The 25,407-nt window shown below is 39.4% G+C and carries 23 protein-coding genes; 1 reads left to right on the top strand and 22 read right to left on the bottom strand.

Annotated elements, in window-relative coordinates; translation table 11 throughout:
* Positions 1–61 precede the first annotated feature (61 nt).
* From AC4QJR_RS13535 to AC4QJR_RS13515, 5 genes are all read right to left on the bottom strand, one after another.
* Complete coding sequence (locus AC4QJR_RS13535) at positions 62–1,303, bottom strand: Bcr/CflA family multidrug efflux MFS transporter (protein ID WP_375375954.1); 1,242 nt, start codon at positions 1,301–1,303, stop codon at positions 62–64.
* Positions 1,304–1,911: 608 nt separating this feature from the next.
* A complete protein-coding gene (locus tag AC4QJR_RS13530) occupies positions 1,912–2,574 on the bottom strand; it encodes a FusB/FusC family EF-G-binding protein (protein WP_496526534.1) in 663 nt (220 codons plus the stop codon).
* A 99-nt stretch (positions 2,575–2,673) separates the two neighbouring features.
* Positions 2,674–2,943 carry a CD3324 family protein gene (locus AC4QJR_RS13525; RefSeq protein WP_496526533.1) on the bottom strand — a complete coding sequence of 90 codons (270 nt, stop codon included), beginning with the start codon at positions 2,941–2,943 and terminating at the stop codon, positions 2,674–2,676.
* 252 nt (positions 2,944–3,195) lie between these two features.
* Positions 3,196–3,570, bottom strand: a complete 375-nt coding sequence (locus tag AC4QJR_RS13520; RefSeq protein ID WP_496526532.1) for a FixH family protein — start codon at positions 3,568–3,570, stop codon at positions 3,196–3,198.
* A 341-nt stretch (positions 3,571–3,911) separates the two neighbouring features.
* Positions 3,912–4,532 carry a hypothetical protein gene (locus tag AC4QJR_RS13515; protein ID WP_496526531.1) on the bottom strand — a complete coding sequence of 207 codons (621 nt, stop codon included), beginning with the start codon at positions 4,530–4,532 and terminating at the stop codon, positions 3,912–3,914.
* Positions 4,533–4,795: 263 nt separating this feature from the next.
* On the opposite strand from AC4QJR_RS13515, the gene hpaB reads away from it, so the two are divergent.
* Positions 4,796–6,241, top strand: coding sequence for a 4-hydroxyphenylacetate 3-monooxygenase, oxygenase component (gene hpaB, locus AC4QJR_RS13510; RefSeq protein ID WP_496526530.1), 1,446 nt, complete (start codon positions 4,796–4,798; stop codon positions 6,239–6,241).
* 179 nt (positions 6,242–6,420) lie between these two features.
* Here hpaB and ppsA read toward each other — a convergent pair whose 3' ends face one another.
* From ppsA to AC4QJR_RS13425, 17 genes are all read right to left on the bottom strand, one after another.
* Positions 6,421–9,021, bottom strand: coding sequence for a phosphoenolpyruvate synthase (gene ppsA, locus AC4QJR_RS13505; RefSeq protein ID WP_496526529.1), 2,601 nt, complete (start codon positions 9,019–9,021; stop codon positions 6,421–6,423).
* 140 nt (positions 9,022–9,161) lie between these two features.
* Positions 9,162–9,776, bottom strand: coding sequence for a hypothetical protein (locus AC4QJR_RS13500; protein ID WP_496526528.1), 615 nt, complete (start codon positions 9,774–9,776; stop codon positions 9,162–9,164).
* Positions 9,777–9,845: 69 nt separating this feature from the next.
* Positions 9,846–10,751 (bottom strand): hypothetical protein, encoded by a 906-nt coding sequence (locus tag AC4QJR_RS13495; RefSeq protein ID WP_496526527.1) that lies wholly within the window; start codon positions 10,749–10,751, stop codon positions 9,846–9,848.
* 180 nt (positions 10,752–10,931) lie between these two features.
* Positions 10,932–11,126 (bottom strand): hypothetical protein, encoded by a 195-nt coding sequence (locus AC4QJR_RS13490; RefSeq protein WP_496526526.1) that lies wholly within the window; start codon positions 11,124–11,126, stop codon positions 10,932–10,934.
* A gap of 489 nt (positions 11,127–11,615) precedes the next feature.
* Complete coding sequence (locus AC4QJR_RS13485; protein WP_098574724.1) at positions 11,616–12,551, bottom strand: DNA/RNA non-specific endonuclease; 936 nt, start codon at positions 12,549–12,551, stop codon at positions 11,616–11,618.
* A 306-nt stretch (positions 12,552–12,857) separates the two neighbouring features.
* A complete protein-coding gene (locus AC4QJR_RS13480) occupies positions 12,858–14,078 on the bottom strand; it encodes an aminopeptidase (RefSeq protein ID WP_496526525.1) in 1,221 nt (406 codons plus the stop codon).
* A 136-nt stretch (positions 14,079–14,214) separates the two neighbouring features.
* Entirely contained in the window at positions 14,215–14,373 is a 159-nt protein-coding gene (locus tag AC4QJR_RS13475) for a hypothetical protein (protein ID WP_180230136.1), read from the bottom strand.
* Between the two features lie 287 nt (positions 14,374–14,660).
* A complete protein-coding gene (locus AC4QJR_RS13470) occupies positions 14,661–15,149 on the bottom strand; it encodes a DinB family protein (RefSeq protein WP_496526524.1) in 489 nt (162 codons plus the stop codon).
* Between the two features lie 655 nt (positions 15,150–15,804).
* Positions 15,805–16,980 (bottom strand): IS256 family transposase, encoded by a 1,176-nt coding sequence (locus AC4QJR_RS13465; RefSeq protein WP_496526523.1) that lies wholly within the window; start codon positions 16,978–16,980, stop codon positions 15,805–15,807.
* Between the two features lie 227 nt (positions 16,981–17,207).
* Positions 17,208–18,197, bottom strand: coding sequence for a Gfo/Idh/MocA family protein (locus tag AC4QJR_RS13460; protein WP_496526678.1), 990 nt, complete (start codon positions 18,195–18,197; stop codon positions 17,208–17,210).
* 8 nt (positions 18,198–18,205) lie between these two features.
* A complete protein-coding gene (locus tag AC4QJR_RS13455) occupies positions 18,206–19,048 on the bottom strand; it encodes a sugar phosphate isomerase/epimerase family protein (RefSeq protein ID WP_496526522.1) in 843 nt (280 codons plus the stop codon).
* 34 nt (positions 19,049–19,082) lie between these two features.
* The gene (locus AC4QJR_RS13450; protein ID WP_098574728.1) at positions 19,083–20,054 is read right to left on the bottom strand and encodes a Gfo/Idh/MocA family protein; all 972 of its coding nucleotides are present in this window, start codon (positions 20,052–20,054) and stop codon (positions 19,083–19,085) included.
* Complete coding sequence (locus tag AC4QJR_RS13445) at positions 20,051–21,076, bottom strand: Gfo/Idh/MocA family protein (RefSeq protein WP_496526521.1); 1,026 nt, start codon at positions 21,074–21,076, stop codon at positions 20,051–20,053. The genes AC4QJR_RS13450 and AC4QJR_RS13445 overlap by 4 nt, the downstream gene beginning before the upstream one ends.
* Positions 21,077–21,114: 38 nt before the next feature.
* A complete protein-coding gene (locus AC4QJR_RS13440; RefSeq protein ID WP_496526520.1) occupies positions 21,115–22,092 on the bottom strand; it encodes an ROK family protein in 978 nt (325 codons plus the stop codon).
* A 32-nt stretch (positions 22,093–22,124) separates the two neighbouring features.
* Positions 22,125–22,886 (bottom strand): carbohydrate ABC transporter permease, encoded by a 762-nt coding sequence (locus AC4QJR_RS13435; protein ID WP_375376029.1) that lies wholly within the window; start codon positions 22,884–22,886, stop codon positions 22,125–22,127.
* Positions 22,887–22,957: 71 nt separating this feature from the next.
* Entirely contained in the window at positions 22,958–23,911 is a 954-nt protein-coding gene (locus AC4QJR_RS13430) for a carbohydrate ABC transporter permease (RefSeq protein ID WP_496526519.1), read from the bottom strand.
* A gap of 65 nt (positions 23,912–23,976) precedes the next feature.
* Positions 23,977–25,242: an ABC transporter substrate-binding protein gene (locus tag AC4QJR_RS13425; RefSeq protein ID WP_496526518.1), complete on the bottom strand. Its 1,266-nt coding sequence runs from the start codon at positions 25,240–25,242 to the stop codon at positions 23,977–23,979.
* Positions 25,243–25,407 lie beyond the last annotated feature (165 nt).

The following is a 25,407-nucleotide window of genomic DNA, read 5'->3' as shown; positions in this document are numbered from 1 at the left end:
AGTAGACAAATAAAGGAGAACACATTCGCTCGTTAACGAAATGTGTTCTCCTTTTATTTCTTTAGATACTTGGTTTCTTAACTGAGCGTTGGTCGCCCGATAGCGGGATCGGGAGGGATGCTTTTTGTACCAACACAAAGTAGGAAAGGAAAGCAAGAATGCTAGAGCATAAGATGATGACACCCATCGGAACGCCTGTATACGCCCCTGCTATTCCTACAAGCGGAGCACTTAATGAGCCAAGTACAAATGGCAAAACACCTAATAAGGCCGAGGCGCTTCCCGCAATATGGCCCTGCGTTTCAATCGCTAAAGTAAATGAGGTGGTGCCAATCATACTGATGGAAGCGATAAAAAAGAAAATCGGAATGGCAACGGCGAAAAGTGGTGCGTTTAATAGTAATGCGATGAGTAAAACGGCACCAGCTATATTAGCGATGGCTAAACCTATTTTTAAGAAGGTCCGCTCCGGAATGATGTCTGCCAAGCGGCCAACCAACTGACTTCCAATGATTAATGCTAATCCATTGGTTCCAAATAAGAAACTAAATTGCTGCGGTGTGACATGATAAATATTTTGATAGACAAACGGAATCCCAGATACATAGGCAAAGATTCCTGCCGTAGTAAAGGCTTGCGTGAGTGCGTATCCCATGAATGTTCGATTTCTGAATAAAGAACCAAAGTTGCTCATGATTTGTGGCAGATTGCTTGGAACACGGTTTTCATCTGGCAAGGTTTCTTCTAATTTGAGTGTAACCGTGAAGAGCAGCACCGCACCAATACAAGCTAAAGCAATAAAAACCCCATGCCAATTGGTAAACGTAAGAATCCCGCCTCCAACAATTGGTGCAGCGATCGGCCCGAGGTTCCCTACTAACACCATCAGCGTAAAGAACTTGGTCAGCTCCTTTCCACTAAAAAGATCCCTGACAATCGCCTTTGAAATCACAAGTCCGCCGGCAGCAGCAAAACCCTGAACTAGACGAGCAAGAATCAGGAAATAGATATTAGGCGCCAACGCGCATGTAATAGAAGCAAGTAAGTACAAGGTGATAAAGATGAGCAAGGGCTGCCTGCGTCCTTTCACATCACTCATCGGACCAATAACCAATTGCCCTAATCCGAGACCTAATAAACAGGAGGTTAAACTAATCTGAACAAGTGAAGCCGTCGTATCAAAATCTTTTACAATCGTTGGAAAAGACGGTAAATACGTGTCGATTGTAAATGGTCCTAACAGTCCAAGTGATCCCAGAAGTATGGCAAGCTGTATTCTTTTTTTTCCACTTAATTTATTCAATGTCCATCGCCTTTCTATATAAATAAATTGTATTTTGGGCATTTATTTCGGAATCCTAAATTTAATAAACCTTATTATAACCTGAACCTTGCTAAAGGGTAAACAAATAAAATCAGTGGAAGCGATTCCAATTTTCGAGACTCGCGTGAACGTGGGGAAAGCTCTCATACTTAGAGCGCCATTTTTTGGGGGAGAATTATTTATAAAATTTAGAGACCATTGGTCGTTTATAGCAATGGGCGAGTTTCTTACGGAGACCTTATAAACCGTAATCCAAAATAAGAACTCCCTACTTTGAAATAAGATCGCTTGACCTTAATCGAATAACCAGCGAAAGTAAAATAAGGGGATATTTTCCGGTTATTTTTAAAATGGAGCACGTTTCGGGGAAAATAAGCGGAGGTTTTCCGCTTATGCAAATCAAAATCCCCTATTTTTGAATATTTCGAGTTAATAGGCGGAATTTCTCCGTCTATTTTCGCCTTTTTTACTAATAATTTCGAAATAAGCGGCATTTCTCCGTCTATTTATCATCTCTCGCCTGCTTCACTTCACCTGACCCCCAAACCGATACGAGCGGGCCCTTAAATATAAAGGATTTTTCACCTTTACTGGACAGTTTTTTCTCCCAACGACTCTTTCAAGAAAGTGGTTAAATAATCGACATTGGTAATTTTCTTGTTACATTCTTCGCTATCAAAGCACATATAGTTGCCGATCGCTTTATAGTAATCAGGATTTTTAGCTTTTTTTGCCTTTGTAACAGTGGAGATATAGGCTACCTGGCCAAATCGATTACAGAAGGAACAGATATTGTCCTTAGGAAGGATGGTGTATTTGCATTCAATTCCAACCATCTTCTCCTCTAACTCGAACACAATAAATTTCTTATTTGTGCTGATATCTACCCAACTTAAATATGACATCTGATCTAGATTCATTTTGTCTAAATCAGGAAGCTTTAATTTTTTATTTTTGGGAAACATTTTTTTCAATTGGGCCTCAGAGATCTTAGGTAATGGTAACCGAGAGTCCTGAAGCCGCCTCATGTATTTGTCATATTCTTGGTCGGTTTTATACGCAGAAAGATCTAACATTTTCTGTTGCTCGTTCGTTGCATTTGGATATAGTTCGATGATTTTCGCGTTCGCTAAATCCTTTACGGCCTGAATTACATTTGGGGCCACATTCTTTTTGTAGCTATCTTTTATCAGGACTACCTGATTTTGTATAAAATTAAAATCCGCATTTTTAATAAACTTTTCGGTCATTTCTTCACCCTCCTTCCGTTTATTTTAAAGAATATCACTGTATGGGAAAATGTAAAATTCCACTGAGAAATGTTTTATACATAAAAAAGCACGGAGAAATCACCCGTGCTTTTTGTAGACTATTTTTTTGATGGTTTCGATGGAAAGGAAATATTCATCCGCTAAATCCTGAATATTTGTTCCGCTCATAAAGGCGCTTTTTATATTAGAATTGCGCTGATCAAGGAGCTTTCTTCCACCGCTTATAGTACCCCATTTACGAAAAGTCGTTTCAGGTTTTGGGATATAAATCGTTTCCCCTTGTACATATTTTTGAATTTCTTTAATAAGATTCTCAGGTAAAATGTTGCTTGCATTTACATATTTCAAGACTGCCAGCTCCTTATTTATGAATGAATTAAATAAGGTGCAAAGCCAGGTGATGAAATAGGCGATATGAATTTTAAGTTAGTTTTGCCCCACGCAAAGTATCGCCGTTTCCATAATAGGCTTTGCATGAGTGGCAGAAGTACCAGACAATCTTGAAGGATTCTCCAACGTGTAGCACCCCCTTTTTGATATCATTATAACAATACCATGGGCGTGAAGGCGATTAATTTTGTTAAAAGTTTTTATAAAAAACTATTGTGCCTTATGGTACACAATTGAAAATCTTTTTTCACCCAGCCATTTTTCACCTTTGTAGTCGATCGTAATGGCAGCCGTATAGTCCCCTTCCATTTCGAAATCAGCTTGTCCAACATACACACCCATTCCTGTTTCCTCCATTTTCATGGAAATATCTCCATGACTCATCCCTTGCATATCCAAATCAACGCTGACCTTCGCACCTTCAACCGGTTTCCCTTCCCGATCTAATATCTTCAGTTGAATGGGAGTAGCTTGATCAGGTGTAAAGGATTTGGGCGTTGATAGCTTGATTTCAAAATCATTTGCACTGCAGCCTGTTAACAATATGAAAATGAGACTAATAAGTAAACTCGTAAACTTTTTCAAAACGTTCTATCCCTTCTATATTTCATCATTCAAGATATACATACCATCTTTACTGACAAAAACATACCATTATTTAAAACAAAAGTTTACTATTTTTTTTTAATTTTTACCTCTAGTACTTCTTCAAGTGGGTATGACTACAACCTGAAATAAAAAAATTATTGCAGCATGCAGATACATTGGCGGCTGCGATCCCCTTTTCTTAAACAATCTAGGTCATACACCCAACCCAAGTTTTGACATTGAGCATAATCTGGTTATACGTCTAGATCACTATCGAATATATATTCCATTTTCCGTAGAAAAACCAGCAGCCATTAACTCTTGATTCCCGACAAGTTTTAGAAAAACAAAACTATGAGGAGAGAAAATTGTGAATCCATATAATATTGAACATTATATTGCTTATCCAACAGATGAAAGGATTTATCCAGGCTATGGACTGGGTGGACCAGGCTCAGGTTATGGTTTTTATCCTGGTTTGGGATTTGGTGAACCTGGACTAGGTTTATGGTTTTATCCAGGCTATGGGTTAGGTGGACCAGGTTCAGGATTTGGTTATTTTTCTGGTCTCGGTTTTGGAGCACCTGGCATTCCACATCCATACCCACCATACCCAGTACATCTTCCTGCTCATCCGCACCCACCTCAGGGAGTGCAACTTCCTGCTTATCCGCACCCACCACAAGGAGTGCAACTTCCTGCTTATCCGCACCCACCACAAGGAGTGCAACTTCCTGCTCAGCCGCACCCACCACAAGGAGTGCAGCTTCCTGCTCAGCCGCATCCACCTCAGCCGCACCCACCACAAGGAGTGCAGCTTCCTGCTCAGCCGCATCCACCTCAGGGAGTGCAGCTTCCTGCTCAGCCACACCCACCTCAGGGAGTGCAGCTTCCTGCTCAGCCACACCCACCTCAGGGAGTGCAGCTTCCTGCTCAGCCACACCCTCCTCAGGCAACACTGTATTAACCCCCTTAATACTAGAAGACGAATTCCAACTATTTATAGGATTCGCCTTCTTTTTTATTGTCTAGATCTTGTTTTTTTGTTTGTCAACAGCCCCTTAAGTGAATCTCCCTAGTGTGTTATGGACAAAAGTAAGCGAACACACAAATTAAAACAAGGCTTTTCCCATTGGAACAAGCATCCCAGTTATCCAATAAAATGATACTAGCTTGCAGTTCGTTTTTTGTGGATCGTCTCAAAAAAGGGAGCGGATAAAAAATGGGAACTATTAGTGGAAAAGATTTTATTGATCGATTAAACAAGTTAGAAAATGAAATTTGGTTTGATGGTGAAAGAATTAAGGGGAAAATTTCTGAGCATCTTGCTTTTAAAGGAATTCTTAAAGCAAAAGCCTCCCTTTATGATTTACAGAATGACCCCGTTCTAAAAGAGGAGATGACTTTCTGTTTACCTGGTAAAGAAGAGCCTATTGGGCTTTCCTATCTGCAGCCAAAAACAAAAGAAGATTTAAAGAGAAGAAGAAAGATGATGGAATACTGGGCAAGAAACACACATGGAATGATGGGAAGAAGTCCTGATTATATGAATACGGTGCTGATGAGCTTTGCCTCCTCAGCAGTCCTTTTAAGAGGTAGAGAAAATTGTTATCCTGAAAATATTCAATGCCTTTATGAACGAGCAATGGAACACGACCTTTCGTTTACCCATACCTTTATCACGCCACAGGTTAATCGATCTCAAGTCTATTTGGGATTCACCGATGAGCCCATTTCTGCGAAGGTAATCGATCGAACGGAAAAAGGACTGGTGATCAAAGGTGCCCGTTTGCTTGCCACTCAAGGTGGTTTGACAGATGAAGTGTTAGTTTTTACTGCCCCAAGAGTGTTTTTTGATCCTAGCGAAGCATTCGCTTTTTCCATTCCATCTAATACAGAAGGATTAAAATTTTTCTGCAGGGAATCTTTTGTCGGGGGAGAATCTTCCTTTAATTATCCCTTAAGTTCAAGATATGAGGAAATGGATTCTATTGTTGTTTTTGACAATGTATTAGTTCCATGGAATCGGGTATTTTATTACGACAACGTAGAGGCAGCAACCGATTTTTTGGCAGACAGCTCATTTTACCAATTCGCCTATCATCAAGTGGTAACCAGACAAATTGTAAAAACGGAATTTATTCTTGGCGTGGCTAAACTACTTGTCGACACAATTAATGTTGGGGAATATCAACATATTCATGAAAAACTGTCCGAAATCATCATTGGTCTTGAAACCATGAAAGCACTCTTAGAAAAGGCAGAAAATGATGCCGAAGTAGATCAATGGGGAACTATGGCTCCAAGTTTGATACCACTTCAAGTCGCCAGTAACATTTTCCCTAAGATTTATCCCCGTTTTAGCGAAATGATTCAAATCATTGGTGCAAGCGGAATGATTTTATTGCCAACAGAAAAGGCCTTTGATTCTGAAATTAGAACAGAGCTCGACCAATATCTTCAAGCAGATGGTATGAATGCTTTGGACCGTGTGAAACTATTTCGTTTGGCATGGGATCTTACAATGAGTTCCTTCGGTACAAGGCAAACTCAGTATGAAAGATACTTTTTTGGTGATCCTGTTCGATTATCCAGTAACCTATACAGAAACTATCTAAAGGAACAACATGTTGAAGATATTATCAAATTTTTAAATCAAAAAAATTAAGGGATGCCAGTATCCTATTTTTATTTCAATAAAGTGGCGTAAGTATAAAAAGCTGCCATTATGACAGCTTGATCTTCAAATCTGTGGTTCTTGTAGTGACCCGTTTGTTAAACAAAAATCTTACCGCTCTAAAGACAACTAGAACGGTGCAAACATTAATAGTTGGATGTTATCAGTAATTACAATATTTCGATATACCCCTCTGTCCCATTCACGCGAATTCGTTGCCCGTCTTGTATCAGTTTGGTAGCATTCTCTACTCCAACAACGGCTGGTAACCCATATTCTCGTGCGATCACGGCTCCATGAGTCATCAGCCCACCCACTTCGGTGACTAGGCCTTTTATCGATACAAACAATGGGGTCCAGCTAGGGTCCGTAAAGGAAGTGACCAATATATCTCCCTCTTCTAGATCCGCATCTTCCATATTTAAGAGGACACGCGCCCGTCCCTCGATCACGCCCGCAGAAACAGGCAGACCCGCAATCGCTCCGGCTGGGAGATTTTCTCGTTTGTACGCACCTGATAGTGTTTCACCATCCGATGTGATTACCCGCGGGGTAGTCAGTTTTTCATATAATTTGTACTCATCTTTCTGTTTGTTAATCAACTGGTAATCCAGTTTTTTAGTGCGGACGGTCTCGCGGAATTCTTCAAATGTGAGATAATAGATATCTTCTTTTTCATGAATCACGCCCGCTTTCACGAGTTGTTCGGCTTCCTTCAGTAAAGCCTGCTTATAAACGAAGTAGCGATTAATCATACCGTATTTTGGATATTCACGGTACCCGATGAAATTCCGGATTAGATCGATCATTCGTTTTGTTTCTTTGGCCTTTTGTTCACCATCCGGTAATTGTTTCAATCGGTCTAATAATTCATTTTCCTTTTCCAAAGCAACACGCAGACCTTGTTCAAATTTCCGCTTGCCAGCATGGGGCTCAAAGTTTTTGATGTTCCCAAGTATCAAAGGGACAAGAATCATAGGATTTTCGCTCCAACGTGTTCTCGTTATATCAATTTCACCGGCACATCGCATTCCATATTTGGTGAGAAAAGCATAGAAAGCGTTTCGGGTTTCCCTTCCTCCATCAAACTGATCCAATTCATCCAAAAAGTTGTCATCTTTTACATTCTGTAAAAAATGAATTACCTCTGGATATGGTCGAATCACATCGGCAACATCCAATAGCTCCAAACCCATTTCCGAAGTAATATTATTTGGTACAGATTGAGAAAGCGTGTCTGCTACGTTTTTTTCATCTAACCACTCGTTCATTTTTTCATTCATCCATGTGGAAGCATTCATCGCGGCCATAAATGTCGCTGTACTTTGTGGGTCAAATAAAATCTTCTTTAATTCCTGTATATCTTCTAGAATAAAATCAAATAAATCTGATCCAGATTTCGTTTGGATGTTTTGTTTTAACTCTTCTATCGATGTTTGATTTTTCTTAATCAATTCGGAAACGATGGAGGGATTGTTTTCGAATTGTTCCGGCATAGCCGTATTGCCTCTGACGGGCCTCGGTGCTTCCTTTTCATTTGGTAATAATTTTATAAAATCTCCACGCTCAATAATGTTCATAATGGCGTCTTTCATGAGTGGATCGTGTTGTCCCATCATATTTAATAACATGTTTCTACTAGAAGGTGAAGCCAATTGTTGTGCGATATCAACAAACAACCTTCCACCAGCCTTACGCATCGGTGCATTCGTTGTTAATAGGAAAAAAGACAATCCCAATGGTCTAATGGGGTCGGTCATCATTTGTTGGTGGCCGAAAGAGATATAGACGTGATTTTCCTGATCATTCGCTTCAGGGATCGGGAAAAGCGTGGTGATTGGCCGGCTCTGGACGATATAGAATGTATCATCTGCCAAACACCATTCGATATCTTGCGGCTTGCCAAAATGTGTTTCAATCTGTCTTCCGATCCGTGCTAATTGTAAAATTTGTTGGTCAGTCAGTGTTTGAGTCTTTTGCTGATCAGCATCGATTGGCACGATCTCTGTTCCGCCTTCTTCTCGTGCATAGATAGCCAATTTTTTGGCTGCGATCATCCTATCTGTGATTTGATCTTCCTGGACTTTGTAACAATCGGCAGAGACCAAACCAGAAACCAGTGCTTCTCCAAGCCCAAAACTGGCATCGATGGATAACAGCTTGCGGTTTCCAGTAATCGGATCGGCGGTAAATAAAATCCCTGAAGCCTGTGGGAAAACCATCCTTTGAACGATCACGGATAAATAAACTTGTCTGTGATCAAATCTATGTTGAATTCGGTAAATTACCGCACGATCGGTAAACAGTGAAGCCCAACATTTTCTGATATGCTGTAAGATGGCTTCTTTTCCGATGATATTTAAATAGGAGTCTTGTTGCCCAGCAAATGAAGCATGCGGTAAATCTTCCGCAGTTGCACTCGAACGCACAGCATACGCATGTCCTTCTCCAAAACGGGAGAGATAGTCAGCAACTGCGGACACAACATCGGGAGGAATTTCTACTTCCATAATGATCTGACGAATCTTCTGACTGATTTCACCAATTCGTTCCCGATCCTCCGTTTTTAGCATTGTTAGTTGATCCAACAATCCTTGAAATGAATCATTATCTTCGATGGCTTTTTGATAACCCACAGTTGTAACGCAAAATCCTTCCGGCACTTGTATTCCTTGAATTTTGGATAATCCCCCTAAATTCAACCCTTTTCCACCAACAAGCATTAATTGCGTTTTTTCCATTTCCTGAAAACCGAGAACCAATGAACTCATTCAATCCCTCCAACAAATATCATTAAAGTTTCTATTGCATTTTAGCAGTTGTAAATGGGAATAAACAGTCTATATTGACCTTTTTTAATATGGTATAATTAATGTAGGAGGAGTATAAAAAAATTAAAAGACCTTACCAATCAATTATCATCTAATACTAAAATACTTGAAAGTGTGTCATCAGCATCATCATCATTGAATGGTTCAATGACAGTAAGTGAACCATCATCAACTTTATTCTCGTACTTTATAGTTGTTTCTTCATCTGAAAAATTATCCATAGTTTTGAAACTTACTATTTCTCCTTCATTAATACAAATACCATCATTATTATAAAAATCTCTTAAATATATCCCACCGGTAAAAATAGCCTCACCAATTACTTCTTCAAGAACCATTCCATGGATAAAAAATTTGTAACTAACAATATTACTTGAATGTTTAATGCATAAATCTTTACCTTCAAGACTTTTTAGTGTGGTTAAGACATTCATCAATATTTCGTTATCCTTTTCAAAGTAACGTCTTAAAAGCAATTCCTTTAAATATTCATCTCGGTTAAATGGTTCTGGTAATTCTTCATCATCTGTGTCGTCGTCTGACATATCATATTTGTAAACATCAATACCGATTGTTATTCCACTTTCATATTCAATATCGAAACTATCAAGCCAGCCTAGATCCTCAGTGATATAAGGATGATCTTTATCTTTTACTGATTTTATTCCTTCATCCTTTAAAATAAAAGAAAGCATTGTATCTCTATTAACAATGTTAATTACATCATCAAGAAAATTCTTATACGATAAAAACCAGGATTTTTATCATTCCTCACCAAAATTTACATCAAACAGATAATCTGATGATTCGGTACCTTCGAAGCTTTCTTGTGTGATATTCCCTTGATCATCCCTTTTTTCTCCCGTTTTCTTCATTGCGAATGTTGAAATATAATAGCCTTCAACTGGTAACTGTTTATCATCTATTAATTGTATTTCTCCATTTGATAGGAAAAAATGAGTTCCATTTTCTACTGCATAATTGTTTCGTTCACCTGTACTTCGGATCACATACGAAGAAAAGTCACCCTTTGTATGAGTAATATCTTTAATTTCTAGTACATTAAGATTTTCAAAGAAATGGTCAGCTTCAATTAAACGATTGTATTGGAGCCATGTATCCATCCGACTATTCGTAACTCGATACCTACTCTTACCAATATCATATCGAACTTGATAAAGATTATAACTATTGCCATTTTGTTCGAGTAGCTGCCAGCTTAAGTCTGTAATTCTACCATCTTTAACATAGTTCACTTCAAAATCCTCAAGCCTTAAATGATGGTTCCCTAGCTTCAAGTCTTGCTTAACCAGTTCATATTCATCTTGAAAATTAATCGTATATACTGAATCAAGTTCATGTTTGATAAATATTGGACGACTTTCCCATTCATGAATGGCAAATGGTAAAAACCATTGGACCAGTATAAATGCAAGAACACCGAAGACAGATGCCCTTCTTTTTAGATTTACATTTAACGTAGGTCGAAAAAATAACAGGTACACTATAAACCCAAGTGGAAGTGGAACTTGATTGAAATTAAAAGCAAATGAACCTAATATAAAGTATCCAATAATTTTTAACGGAAAATTAGATTCTGCTTCGCCCTTTTTCCACACCAAAAATAAGAAACTAGCAATTAATATAACTATGTAGACAATAGATGCCAATTTTAGCCCCCTAGCTGGTAGAAAAACTTCCCTATTTGTTGGAGATCCAAGCTAAACCAAGCAAGCCTATGTATATTATTCCTCTTTGTTTATTTACTTCTTCAACTATCCTGCCAGTTAACATAATAAGAAGAAGCACTAATCCTTCGCTGGAACAATGCTTCTCGATAATTGGGACCATTAAATTCGTTGCTCTTTTTTTAACTGCTGAATACTTATTATAAGTCCCGTAAGTCCAGCAAAAAGAGACGGAATAATACTGTATATTAAATAATTCCACTCACCAGTTAGCAGAGAAGTCATTAGAAAAATAACTGGCAATCCGATTAACACAAATAATGATACTGATAGTCCAAGATGAGGGATATTTTTCATTACACATCACCCCAGTTCTTTTTTTTATATCCATATTATACCATATTCTACAAATATTTTGTTAAAATTAACCTTTGCCGTCGGCTGATTAAAAATGAGTCGCTTTCCGCAATTTCATCTTCAATTCAAACTTCCCTTTCCCTTTTAGTACAATTCTTCACAATTTGTGTTTACTTAAGTTCATTATTTTGTTTCACTCTAAAAATCTAATACCAGATACTACACATATTACTTTTATTGTTATTGTTTTTTGTTCTTGCTTCCTGCTAAGAAAACAGCTCCAGCACCAGATCCAATCCCTATTATATGCATAATAAGATTGCCTGTTTTGTCCAAGTTATCAACTGTTATTCCAATTAAAGAACTCCCCAAAAGAATAAGTAAAATAGCAAAAACCAACTTCAATTAAAAAAGGATTTAGATGATAGCCCATCTCAACCATCCTGTTTCATTAGCTCCACAAGCAAAAAGATCGTCGCATAACCCCATTCATTCACCTACTAAGCCATCACCATCTCGATCATCCATATATGGATATAACCAGTGATCATTCGTTATTGGCATACTATAACCTGCTGCTTTTGCTTCTTTAATCGTTACCTGTCCATTACCGTTCGTATCAACACTAGAAATATCTTCAGTGCCATTCGACTTATTAGAACTAGTTGACTTATTTGAGTTAGTTGATTTACTTTCAGTTAAGCCAAGAGATTTATTTATCTCATCAGGGTTGGCGTTATCAAACTCATCTACAATCTTATTCCCTTTTAAAGTGTAAGTGTACTTATAATGAGAAGGAATCTGCGTTTCTGTATTAGGATAGGTGATAATTGCTTCAAAATTAATAGCCCCATCAGCTTTACGAATGGCATCTTCCATATATGCTTGATTACCATGTCGGTTAAGCGTACTTTCTTGTGGAGTAATATTATAAGCATTGGAAACCCCTCCGAGAGAATCTGCAATGATATGTCCTTCATCTAAATCTGCTTTTTCTACACCAGGAACTTTTGCTTCATCCTCGTAGTATCTGCCAGACGATGTTACAGGTTCGGTACGATCATCTTGTAGAACGATTTCGTCAGCAATGACACGGACTAATTGCCCGTGTTCATTCGTAAAGGACCAATACTCTCGGCCCCCAAAACCAATGTCTACGACGACGTTAGGTTCGCGAAGTCCAGATAAATCACCACCATCAATTTCAATTAGTGTATAACCTTTAAACAGTTGATCTTTTGATTCAGTTGATGTTTCCTCTACTACTTGTTTTTCAGTCGTAGTTTTTTCTTTTTCACTTTTATTTGTAGTTACTTCGTGTGAATCAGCCTTCCCATCAGTATTCGATACATCTTCTACGTTAGTACAACCAACAATTAAGATGGCAGTTAAAAGTAAGATTAAATAGTTTATTTTCTTTTTCATTTTAGGACTCCTTATAGTATTTTTTACAGAGATCTTTGAATAAAACATAAATTAACATTATAAAGCTATTTATAATAGTATATAACAATATTAATTTTATAACAGTAGATACCTAGTTCAGTGTATGTAGTGTTAATTTCCCATAAAGATTAGAAAAGTCCATTGAAAAACAAAATGGACTTTCCCGTTATACCGGAAAAGCCCATTTAAACAAAAACACCTAGAAATTGTCATCTTATTCCTTCTTTTTACCTTTAGGAGGAATATCTTCATACATTTAACAAAAGATTCCTTCTACAAAATAAATTAGAAAGCCCAATTACCTTTACGGAAGATTGGCTCACGTGTACCATCAGGTAATTCCCCATCAATATCCATATCCGCACAACCAATCATGAAATCAACATGAGTTATACTCGAATTAAGTTCTACTTCCTCACGTTGCTCCTTCGTCATTTTCTCTCCAGCTTCGATACAGGTAGGGAAACCGAATCCTATTGCTAAATGGTTTGCAGCATTTTCATCAAACAATGTATTTAGGAAAAGTATGTTTGTGTTAGAAATAGGTGAGTCATGTGGGACCAGGGCTATTTCACCAAGATAATGGGAGCCTTCATCTGTTTCTACCAGATTCTTAAATACTTCTTCTCCCTTGTTAGCTGTAATTTCAACAATTCTACCATTCTCAAAAGTTAATTTGAACTCATCAATTAAATTACCCGCATAGCTAAGTGGTTTTTTACTAGAAACGAAACCATTAACACCTGATCGTAATGGCGAAGTGAAGACTTCCTCGGTTGGCATATTCGCAACAAATGGAACACCATGCCGATTTTTGGTTCCACCACTTCTCCATATATGTAGGGGATGAAGCTCAATCGTTATATCTGTGCCTTCAGCTTTATAATGTAACTTCTTATATTTCTTTTCATTCAAATAAGTTGCCTTTTGGAGCAGGTTTCCAATATGATCTTTCCATGCATTTACAGGTTCAACTTCCCCTATACGTACTGAACTGAAGATGGCATCCCAAAGTTTGTCCAGGCTATTCGTTTCGCCTGTAAAAACCTTATCTGCCCAGGCTTGACTTGGAGCAGCGCAGATGACCCAACTTACATCATCTTGCTGCTCTCGCCATTTTATCATGGCTTTTCCACTTACTTTTTGGTAATTCGCAATACGATTTGGATCAACTTTGGACAATAAATCCGGATCGTCGGAAACGATAAATAAAAATGCCGCATCCTTATCAATCAACACTTCTCGTTGAGTTCGCTCCCATTCAGGAAACTCTGTGAACACATCATCTGATGCTCTCATATAGCGTGAGAGAGTAATTTCAGGATCAATATAGTCCACATACACATTTTTTGCGCCTGCATTGTAAGCTTCGTGAGCAACAGCTCTAGCAAATGGAATCGTATCCACACTAGCTCTTACATAAAGGATTTGGTTCGGTTGAATGTTTAATCCCACCCTTACAACCAATTCTGCATAGCTTTTTAATTTTTCGGCAAACGTTTTCAAAAATATCCCTCCATTTTTTCTATTTTATCATGAGTTCTTTGGAAAATTGTTTTTACAATCTTTAAATTAACATGCTTCGTTAGCTCAATAAAAAAACAGCGGTGCCAGGCAACGCCTTGTTATAGGGCCCTGTGAATTAACTGGTCCTTCTCTGTCCAGCAATAAAAGTACCAACCAAACCTCCAACTAATATAGGAAATATATTATCCCACTCAAAATTCCCTTTAAAAAAACCAATAATAATAAAAGTACCTATCGCACCTATACAAAACTTAATAAAAAATTTAATATTCATAAAGTATCACCTAGTGAGGAATATTTACGATTATACTAATTCCACATTTTTGGCTTAATTTCCTTCTTTAACTTTTCTTATTCAAGACAAAACGGTCATTCTAATAGAATGACGTCTTTTATGTGACGAGTTACAAATATCGTCGGGCTTCCTATTATACTAGAAACGATCAAGAGAAACTGCCGATATTGATCCCTGCAATGACCATACTGATAACATGAAAACCAAACTTTCTCAACCAAAAAGGCAATGTCCAATAAACATTGCCAAAATACTTCTAGAATATATTAATCTTCTGTTCCTAATACATCTGTATTTGGGGGTTCATAACCCATCTGACGGAGCATGGCTACTATTTGTCCCTTGTGATGAAATTCGTGAGTGATGGTGTGCGTTAGCAATTTACAAGGAGTAATAGATAATCGTTCAGATGCTTCTCTCCAAGGGATTTCTCTCTCAATTAGCACATTTAAATTTTGTCCATGTAGTTCTAATAATTCATTTACTATTAAATCCACTTGTTCAAATTGTGTTATTATTTGCTCTAAACTGATATTTTGTAATTCTTCCCTGGGAGTAAGTGGCTTTTTCGTCTTCAATAAAACAAATGAGCCAAGCCATGCAACATAGCAATCAACTATATGAACCAATGTGTCTCTTACACTTTCCCAACCAAATCCATTTGTTTGTGTAAAATGATTAGGATCTAATTTCCCACAAAAATCTAACAGAGTTCCTCTTGTCTGTCGAACCCATCCATATTCTTGCTGAAGCATCCAAACACCCACCTTTACCAGATATAACTACTTATTCTATACATGTATAAAATATACCTTTCTTTACTGATTACAATCTGAGGTCAGACAAAGTATCGCCTTTTCCATAGTAGGCTTTGCATGAGTGGCAGAAGTACCAGACAATCTCGAAGGATTCTCCAACGTTAAGCCCCCCCTTCTTCACCCTATTAAAACAAATGCCCTCAAAATGATGGCGATAACTTTTGTTCATTTATTTTAGAACCTGCCCTATTTGTTGATACCACTGTTTTATTTTTCCCAATGGCTGTGTTATAATTGAATGTTGATTTCACTGTGTTTGGAAAATAAACGGAAAATTTCCGTCTAATCTGAAAAATACCCATTTTTTCTTAAAAATAAAGGAAGTTTTTCCGCTTATATGATCTAAATCTTTGGATTTTGTCTTATTTAGAGCAATTAAGCGGAATATCTCCGGTTATATCTGCCTGTTTAGAGTCCACTATAAACATTAGCCGGAAATTCTCCGCCTATGGATCCTCATACCAGTCAAGCCCATTATTATGTGTAAATTCATTCCTGATGAAAAACAATGTTAAGCAGCTGATTTATTTTTGGTGTACTGGAAGGGGGGTACCCCCCTTCCAGTACACCAAAAATTCGCGCTTCGCGGTTGCTATTTCTTTTCTTCTTGGTCCCGAATTATTCTTCTTCTTACTTCCTCAGCATAGTCCATTAAAACCGCACCAATTAATCGGAATGCGGATTGTGTATTAGGAAATATTCTAATTACCTTCTCTCTTCTCCGGACTTCCTCATTGATTCTTTCTAACGAGTTCGTACTTCGAATATGCGTATGGTATTTTGGTTTTTCATTTAAATATTGAATGGCATCTTCGAAGCCTTCTTCTAATATCTCTATCGCTTTTTCTAGTTTTGGATTATCTCCCATTTGCTCAATGAACTCATTTTTATATTTTCTTGCCTCTTCAACGGTCGTTACCTCAAATATTCTTTTTAAACCCATTTTCACTTCGTCCATGCCTTTTTTGGGCATATGCGTAATGATATTCTTTTTGAAATGCACTGTGCATCTTTGCCAAGAGGATCCAACAAACTCTGTACCAATGGCAGACTTTAACCCCTGATGTGCGTCAGATATAACTAGCTTAGGTGATTGTAGTCCTCTTGACTTTAGGTATTGGAAAAATCGTTGCCAGGCTTCAGTGCTCTCCCCATGATCTACTCTTAAACCTAGAATTTCACGTCTATTGTTCTGGTCAACGGCCGTTGCGATATATACAGCTTTAGATACAACACGATTATGTTCTCTTACTTTGATATACATGGCATCGGCAAAGATATAGGGATAGTACATCGTATTCAGAGGTCGACTTGCCCATTGATTCACTAAAGGATCCAGTTTTTCTGTGAGTGTAGATACAAATGATTTAGACACCTTTTGCCCACAGAGTTGTTCCACGATCTTTGAAACTTTTCTTGTAGAGACTCCATTCACAACCATTTCAAGCATGGCTAATACGAGAGCTTGGTCACAACGAGCATATTGTTCAAACACGGTAGTCGAAAATTCTCCACTGCGAGTACGTGGTACTCGAAGAGTAATTTTTCCAATGCCAATAATTAGATCACGTTCATAATATCCGTTGCGGTAGTCACGTCGTAAGTTAGAACGTTCATAGGATTCTGCTTGCAAGAACTCATCACGTTCTTTTTCCATAAAAGAATTTAATACCAAAACGATGGACGCTTTGATGACAGCGTCTATATTAGAGTTCATAACAGAATCTTTTAAATCATCGATATTTAGGTTAAACTGTATTTGAGTCATAATTACTTCCTCCACATTGTTTAATTAGCCGTTAACATTGTAACCATGAGGAATTAATTTGACTCATTTTCTTTTTACACAATTATATGGGCTTAATCCTCATACCTAAACGAAAATCAACAATGAACAATAAACAGAGCCTTCCCGATAAAAAATCCCGGTTCAATACCGGGATCCTAAAATGAAATATCCATATTCCAAATGTATTTTATGAGTAATCCTTCCCCTTATCCCTGAGCAGCCAGGATATAGTCTTCCAGTTGCCTAGGCTGGCCTGTTTCCGCTGAATGATTAGCCGCCAATGTGACAGCTAATGTTTTCACCGCATCGGAGTAAGTAGAAAGGATTCGTTCCTTCTTATTGGATCGTATTGCTTCTATAAATGCATTGTCCTGTTCCTCGTAGAAATCCATTTCACTTTCGAACGTGACTTTGTGATCTTTCTCAATGATATGCGAGGATGTTCCATCAATAATCACTCTGAAATCACGACCCATAATTTCAATTCCCGTTTGATGGTCAGCTTGGATAAAAGTGCTTGAAAGATTGCCAACAGCCCCAGATTCCATCATAAAGTTAACAGACGTCACATCTGGTATATCGATATCAGGGATGTCAGTCATGACATTTAATGCCGAATTGGTATACACGGATCGGAAATCCCCAGCCAAATAGCGAATTAAGTCAACGGTATGTGTGGATTGTTCAACCAATTGACCACCAGACAAAGCCATTTTCCTGTACCATGGTGTCGGGACAAACTTCGTTACATAATGGGCACGTATCATGGCAATTTGTTTTCCTGCCAGGTATTCTTTGGCTTTGGCTACCGTATCCAGGTACCGTAAGCAATATCCCGTTGCACATATAATGCCTGAGTCGGCAATCACTTTTTCCTTTACCTTAACATTCGGCAGATTGAGTCCCACTGGTTTTTCAACCATGAGGTGGATGCCACGGCTGGCCGCTTTTTCCTCGATTACGCCGTGGGCAAATGGAGGAACACAAACGAACAATGCTTGCAGCGACTCATTTTGCAACATATCATCAACATTGACATAGGTATTTACACCGTACTGTTCACCTGCCTGACGGACTCTGTCAGGATCGATATCACATACAGCAACAATCGAGGCATGTACATTATTATGGATGTTCTCCAGATGCTTGGCAGCAATACCTCCCACTCCAATGAAACCAACATTTATTTTTTCCATCAATACGTTCACGCCCTTTCTGTTGTTATAAGAGAGTTAAAAATCGCATCCAGATGACGTGAAGTATCATGTGCTAAATGATAGGGAGAAATCGAATAAGCCGGAATTTCAGCAGTGACGGTATCATGATATCCAATCTCATGAAGAGCGGTTAGGACCGCTTTCCAATTCACGTCCCCAGCCAGCAATGGAACAAAACCTGTGATGTTTCCAACACTTCGTTTAAAATCCTTCACATGAACTTTCCTGATATGCTTCCCTAAAATCTGAATCCATTGCTCAGGATAGCCAAACTGAAGCACATTTCCTGCATCGAAATAGACCCCGGCATAATCAGAATGAAGCTCTTCGACATAGCGCTTCATTTCAAGTGGTGATAACAAAAATTTGTTCCAGACATTTTCTACTCCCATATGGACGCCTAGTTGTTCGGCAACTTCCAAGAGCAGCCTAAGCTCTGATTGGCTATTTTGATAGCAATCCAGATAGGAAGTCTTCTCATCCACGATTCCCGGAACAACCAGTACTGTATCCATGCCCATCACATTTGCTAATTCCAGCTGCTTTTTGACAATCGCTCTTCCCCGCTCCCTGGTGCTTTCATCATTCGAAGAAAGGGGGGCTTCCCACAAAAGTCCGGTTGACAGGCTTCGCAACTGGATGCCATAACGGTCGGCTAACTTTACAATCGTTTCTGCCTCCTTGGCGGAGGTATCTAATGTTAGCCCAATTCCACCCGACTTATATAAATTTAATTCAACGGCATCAAACCCAGCTTCCTTACTATATCTAAAAACGTCCTCCAGAGATGTATCCTCTGGATAACACCATTGGTTGATTCCTTTTAACATGTGGTCCCCACCTTTTTTAGATTTCCCACGATCATTACTTCAGTTTGACAGGCTGCCTTTTCTCGGCAGATTCATAGGCCGCTAAGGCAACCTCAAGTGCCCTTAAACCATCTGTCCCTGTAATGGATGGTTCTTTCCCAGTTGCCGCACTATTCAAGAAGTCACTTACCAATCCAAAATCCATGTTGTCTCCCCAATAATTCCAATTCGCACCACTCTTGTCATAGACATCTAACTTTTGGGCGAACGCATCAACCTTAAGGGTTCCTTCGCTGCCGATAATTTCTAACGTCACATCCCCCCAGGTTGGATAGGTTTCGTTCCGTGACCAGCTGCAATCCAGAGTTGAAAATACATCATTGTCGAACTCAATGGTGAGGATCCCACAATCGTCGATTTCATAAGGTGAGATGGAATGGTCAATTTCTGCATATACTTCCCTTGGCTCAGAACCCATAAACCATCTCATGATGTCGACAACATGGACGGTATGGTCAATGACCGCTCCTCCCCCTGAAAGGTTTGGATCGACAAACCATCCGCCTGGATTAGTGCCGCGGTTGGTTCCTTTAATGGCGAGGATTTGCCCAAGATCCCCATTTTCGATCATCTTTTTGGCGCGAAGAATGGCTGAGTTAAAGCGGACCGGGAAGGCCGTTTGCAAAATGACTTGATTTTCCTTACAAACTTCGATCATCTCTTGTGCATCTTCCACCTTAGAAGCAATGGGTTTCTCACACAAAATATGTTTACCAGCCTTTGCTGCAGCCACCACATGTTCGCGGTGTTTGCTATTCTCAGATGTAATGATCACCGCATCGATATCCTGCTCTAGTAACTCTTGATAACGGCTAAAATATTGAGTATGATAGGTTTCAGCTGCTTTTGTCCCACGATAGACATCGTCATCTGTGATTCCTACCAATTGAACTCCATCGATCTTGGTTAATGCATCAGCGTAACTATTGGCATGACCATGAGCAAAACTGATAATCCCTACCTTCATCGGATTTGTGCCTCCTCTTTTTGGTTTTCATTAATGACTACCTCTCTGCCGGTTTCAATGGATTGAAGTGCAGAAAGGGCAATTTCCATGGCTTTATAGGCATCTTCTGCCGTAACAACCGGGTCGTTGCCAGTTTCAATACAGTGAATAAAATGGTCTAATTCTACGAAATAAGGATTGTGCTTTAACGGACTTTCCGGAACGGCTACGCCGCCGCCAGATGTGCTTTTCTTTCTTCCTTCAAATACAACAGGAACAGACTTAGAGCTGTCATGTTCAATAATTCCGCTTTGACCCGCAAATTCAAATCGAGTCGTGAAGGTTTGATGGGCCCAGGATCCTTCGACATGGGCGATCACACCGTTTCTAAAGCGAAGCGTCACCAACGAATAATCAATCCGCTTCAGATTCCCATCCTTGATGCTTTTTGCATAAACCCGTTCCACTTCCCCAAAACACCATCTTAGGAAGTCAAAGTCGTGGATAATCATATCTAACACCAATCCACCGCTCTTTTCATAGTCCGCATACCAGTCATCTGAACCGAACGGGAAGCCTCCCCCTCTAAACGTACGGACAACAGCTGTATTACCGATTGTCCCTTCTTCGATAATTTTTTTGGCACGGACATACTCAGGAAAGAAGCGCACGACATGACCAACAAATAGCTTGACGTCTTTTTTCTTGCAATACTCAATCATTTCTCTGGCATCATCCAGGTTCCTGGCGAGCGGCTTTTCACAAATGACATCCAGCCCTTGATCGGCAGCCTTCTTCAAAAATGGTTTATGGAATGGAGTCGGTAAACAAATCGAAACGACATCGACTTTATTCAAAGTTTCGATGGCTTCTTCAAATGTTTGGAACGCCTTTGTTTGTAATTTGCCGGCCAGATTCTTGGCCTTATCCAAATTTTTATCGACGATTCCCGCAAGTACGGCATTTTCCATCGTTGCGAAGGCCTCACCATGCACATTTCCCATCGTGCCAGCCCCAATTAATAGAACATGTAACACTGTCATCTCTCCCTTTGTTTTATAAAATGGAAACATCCCCAAATCTAATGAGGCAGGGCCGCTAGTTCATCGGCCTTGCAAAAGAACAAACCGGTTGCCCCCACGACACATGCGTAGCTGCCAAGGGTTGATTTCTCGATTTTCACACGTTCCACCATACTTTGAATGCCATGCTTTTGAACCGTGCTTCGAATCGATGGAAGAATCAATTCTGATTCGCTCATCACACCACCGCCCAAAATCACCGCTTCTGTATTAAAGAGATGGATTAGATTAATTATTCCGAGCCCAAGGGATTCTCCAACTTCCTCAAGCAATCCGATTGAAAAAGAATCGCCCATTTTGGCTGCCGCACAAATATCAACGGCGGTTAGCTGATCCAATTCATCGGAAAAGTAAAGACTAACTTCTCCATTGGCAAGCCGTTGCCGGGCGATTTCGGCAATCGCAGTTCCTGAAGCGTAGTTCTCTAAACAACCTTTATTTCCACAAGGACATACAGGACCATGAAGATTAATCGAGATGTGCCCAAATTCTCCGGCGCTATCATGACTTCCTGTTAAAAGACTGTCATTGCTGATAATTCCTGCCCCAATCCCAGTACTAACTGTTATGTAGATGAGATTGTGTTTTCCTTTTCCACTGCCCCATAGCCATTCACCTACGGCTGCAGCATTGGCATCGTTATAAAGCTCAACAGGAAGACCAAACCTCCGTTCTAGAACGTTGCCGATTTGAAAATTTTTCAATCCTAAATTGCTTGCATAAAGAATTTCCTTCTTTTTTGAATCGATTACTCCAGCTGTTGCGATACCAATGCCTTTTATCCGATTCATCTCAATGGCATCTTTTTCCAGGAGGGATTCAATCGCAAAGATGATTTGTTGACTGAAATGTTCCGCTCCCCCCTTTGTGTCACACTGGATTTTCGAAACAACTTCTCCGTTCTCTGAAACGAGTGCGGAAAGGATCTTCGTCCCCCCAATATCTAAACCGATGGCAAATTCTTCTGTTGCTTTCACTTATGTCCCCCCTTGCTTTTTTGAACAATCATCTACTTACGGACACCGCTTAACGAAATACCGGCAATCAGATGTTTCTGTAAAAAGATAAACATAACAATCATCGGAATCGTAGATAACAGGGCGCCTGCCATGAGCAATGGATAATTTGTCGAATACTGGCCTTGGAATGATGCAATCCCAATCGACAGTACTCTTACACTTTCAGAGTTTGTCATAATTAACGGCCACAGGAAATCATTCCATGATGCAAGAGCCGTGAAAATACCGAGAGCAATGAGGGCAGGTGTGGCATTCGGCAGCAGCACCCTCCAATAAATCCCCCACCAGGAACATCCATCGATAATAGCTGCCTCATCCAATTCTTTGGGAATCCCCATAAAGAACTGCCGAAGCAAGAAGACTCCAAATGCACTGAAGATGCCCGGAATAATTAAGGCATAAAATGTATCAATCCACCCCAAATTTGTCATAATCGCGTAGTTCGGAATTAAAATGACTTGTGGAGGAACCATCAAAACAGACAGAATCACAATGAAAATGACGTTTTTAAACGGAAATTTCATCCGTGCAAAGGCGAATGCCGCCATGGAACAAAGAAATAATTGGGCAAGAGTCCGGCCAACGGTGACGATAATAGTGTTAATATAGTAGTTTAGGAAATCAACTTCTTCGAAAACTTTTACGAAATTATCAAAATGCCATTCCTTCGGGATAATCGATGGCGGTACCTGCATGGACTCACCGTAGGATTTCAAGGATGTCGAAATCATCCACAAAAATGGCATGATCATAATCGCTGCACCAATGATGAGTAAAATATGACTAAAAATCTTCTTTTCTTTCAATTCCTTGCACCCCCTCACTAGGAATCATAATGTACCCATTTCTTTTGGTAGATGAATTGGATGATCGTAATGGCTAAAATGGCTAAGAATAATAGAAAGGCCTGTGCTGAGGCAATTCCCATTTGTGAGTATTTGAATCCAGATTCATAGACTCCAAATACAATGGTCCGGAGTGGATCCAATAACGCATTGTTGTCTCCAATCATCACAAAGATCAAATCAAACATCTGCAGGGAACTAATCATAGAAGTGATAAATACAAAAAACAGAGTAGGTGTAATCAAAGGCAAGGTAATGTTTAGGAATTGCCTGAACTTCGAAGCCCCATCAATCTGGGCTGCTTCATAATAACTGTTGGAAACTCCCTGAAGTCCTGCCAGCAAGAGAATGACATTATTACCAATCGTCATCCATACATAGACAAGGATAACTGAAAATAAGGCAATATTTGGGTCGAATAGCCATGAGGGCTGAGGAAGATGGAATATGCCTAAAAGATAATTAATTAAACCGTAATCCGTGTTATAGAGCCATTTCCACACCATCCCCACTGCGACTGGCATGGTAACAACCGGTAAGAAGTACAAGGTCCTGTAAATCACCATACCCTTGATTTTTTGGTTCAACATCAAGGATACAAGGGTGGCGATCACGACAGATAATGGGACCGACACAACGGTAAAGACGATGGTATTGATGATGGACCGCTGAAAGGTTGGGTCGACAAATAATGTCCGAATATTTTCAAGTCCAACAAATACCGGTGCTGTCATGCCATCCCAGCTTGCAAAGGATAAGCCAAAGGATGCAACGGCTGGCAGCATATAGAAAATTAGAAGTCCTAAAAAAGTAGGCGCTATGAACAACAGTGCGTAAATAGCTTCCTTATTCAACCGTTTCTTTTTCTGTTTAACAGCAACCATTTGGGTTTTGTTCTTTTCAATAATTGAAGAAAAGTTGGTCACCATCATCTCTCCTTTCAATAGTCAAACAAACTGTTAGACAGTCTGTTTGACTACCAATTTGCAAATCTAGTTTACTTTGAATTTTCTTTCGCAAGAATGTCATTCATCTTTTTCGCAATCGTATCCAAAGCTTCATCAATCGGCTTCTGTCCTAAAAAGGCGCCTTGAATTTCTTTCATCTCTACATCCTGCCACTCCGCCGTACTTTTGGAGATTGGATAGGCAACTCCGTATTCCTGCGCGTCAAGGAATACCTGTAGATTTAATGAAGGAATGGACTTTAGCCAAAGATCACTAATGCTTTTATCAGCAGGAATCGAGAATCCTGATTCAGCAATCACTTTTTCCCCTTCTTTACCAGATAAGGCCTTGATTAAATCCCAAGCCGCTTCATCATTTTGAGTTTTGGCATTCATTGCCCAGCCAATTCCATGAACAATGGAAGCTTTTTGTTTGCCTTGTGGAAGTGGAGCAATTCCTAATTGATCCCCGAGTACTCCTTTGAATTCGCCTGCACTAACGGAAATCGCAGGAATCATGGCGACTTTTCCGGATAGGAACAACTGCTTTCCTTCTGTCTCCATAACCGTTTTCGCTGAAGGCGAGATTCCCTTGTCAATTAACTTCTCGATAAAATGAAAGGCTTCTTTTGATTGTGGAGAATCAAATCCAGACTTCTTTTTATCCTCGCTGATCACGTATCCACCTGCTTGGTGCATAAGATCGTAATAAACGGATTGGCTTGTCTTGATGTCTGCAGAATACCCATAAATACCCTTTTCTTTATTCGATAGCTTCGCGCCAACCTTTTCAATATCATCCCACGTCCAGTTTTCATCTGGGTATGGAACCCCTGCGTCATCGAAAATCTTTTTATTGTAATACAGTCCGACCGAGTCGATGAAATAAGGAGCAGCAAAAAGCTTTCCTTCATAAGTATATAAATCTACAACTGCAGGGAAATAATTTTCCTTTTTATATTCACTATCTTTTTTAATAAAAGGTTCTAGATCTTTGATAAATCCTGAGGAAGTATATTGATAGAAGTTCGGGCCATTCATCCAGAAAACATCCGGACCTTTTCCGCCTCCAATACTAGTTTTCAGCTTGGTCCAATAATCCTCCCAAGGTGTGTAGGTAACATTGACCTTCATATCTGGATGCTGCTTCTTAAATGCTTCGATCGATTTATCTACTGCAGGACTGACATTTTTATCCCATAAAGCTACTTCAAGTGTCTTCTTTTCTTTCCCGCTGCTCTGTGTGTTTGAGCAGGCAGACATAGCAACAACGGCAATGATTAACACTAGGTGAACTAGAAACCTCAAATTTTTCATTTTTTATCCCCCTCGTATCATTTGGTCCTTATGAAACTATTAAAGATGATAAAACCAGAAGTTTATCACAATGGTCAGCGGTTTCATGTTGTCGTTTAGCGACTACATATCACAGATGTAGAAAGTTTTTTCCTTTTCTCCATCACCCCCTAAAATGCTCCTCTA

It is taken from the genome of Neobacillus sp. BP17, from assembly GCF_059579525.1.
This window is presented reverse-complemented; position numbering and strand designations above follow the sequence as displayed.

What these genes read in the sequence shown, in the direction of transcription:
- AC4QJR_RS13530 (WP_496526534.1), bottom strand. Translation starts at nt 2,574, where the DNA reads ATGACCGAAAAGTTTATTAAAAATGCGGATTTTAATTTTATACAAAAT.
- hpaB (WP_496526530.1), top strand. Translation starts at nt 4,796, where the DNA reads ATGGGAACTATTAGTGGAAAAGATTTTATTGATCGATTAAACAAGTTA.
- ppsA (WP_496526529.1), bottom strand. Translation starts at nt 9,021, where the DNA reads ATGAGTTCATTGGTTCTCGGTTTTCAGGAAATGGAAAAAACGCAATTA.
- AC4QJR_RS13500 (WP_496526528.1), bottom strand. Translation starts at nt 9,776, where the DNA reads ATGCTTTCTTTTATTTTAAAGGATGAAGGAATAAAATCAGTAAAAGAT.
- AC4QJR_RS13490 (WP_496526526.1), bottom strand. Translation starts at nt 11,126, where the DNA reads ATGAAAAATATCCCTCATCTTGGACTATCAGTATCATTATTTGTGTTA.
- AC4QJR_RS13485 (WP_098574724.1), bottom strand. Translation starts at nt 12,551, where the DNA reads ATGAAAAAGAAAATAAACTATTTAATCTTACTTTTAACTGCCATCTTA.
- AC4QJR_RS13475 (WP_180230136.1), bottom strand. Translation starts at nt 14,373, where the DNA reads ATGAATATTAAATTTTTTATTAAGTTTTGTATAGGTGCGATAGGTACT.
- AC4QJR_RS13470 (WP_496526524.1), bottom strand. Translation starts at nt 15,149, where the DNA reads ATGCTTCAGCAAGAATATGGATGGGTTCGACAGACAAGAGGAACTCTG.
- AC4QJR_RS13465 (WP_496526523.1), bottom strand. Translation starts at nt 16,980, where the DNA reads ATGACTCAAATACAGTTTAACCTAAATATCGATGATTTAAAAGATTCT.
- AC4QJR_RS13460 (WP_496526678.1), bottom strand. Translation starts at nt 18,197, where the DNA reads ATGGAAAAAATAAATGTTGGTTTCATTGGAGTGGGAGGTATTGCTGCC.
- AC4QJR_RS13455 (WP_496526522.1), bottom strand. Translation starts at nt 19,048, where the DNA reads ATGTTAAAAGGAATCAACCAATGGTGTTATCCAGAGGATACATCTCTG.
- AC4QJR_RS13450 (WP_098574728.1), bottom strand. Translation starts at nt 20,054, where the DNA reads ATGAAGGTAGGGATTATCAGTTTTGCTCATGGTCATGCCAATAGTTAC.
- AC4QJR_RS13445 (WP_496526521.1), bottom strand. Translation starts at nt 21,076, where the DNA reads ATGACAGTGTTACATGTTCTATTAATTGGGGCTGGCACGATGGGAAAT.
- AC4QJR_RS13435 (WP_375376029.1), bottom strand. Translation starts at nt 22,886, where the DNA reads ATGATCATGCCATTTTTGTGGATGATTTCGACATCCTTGAAATCCTAC.
- AC4QJR_RS13430 (WP_496526519.1), bottom strand. Translation starts at nt 23,911, where the DNA reads ATGATGGTGACCAACTTTTCTTCAATTATTGAAAAGAACAAAACCCAA.
- AC4QJR_RS13425 (WP_496526518.1), bottom strand. Translation starts at nt 25,242, where the DNA reads ATGAAAAATTTGAGGTTTCTAGTTCACCTAGTGTTAATCATTGCCGTT.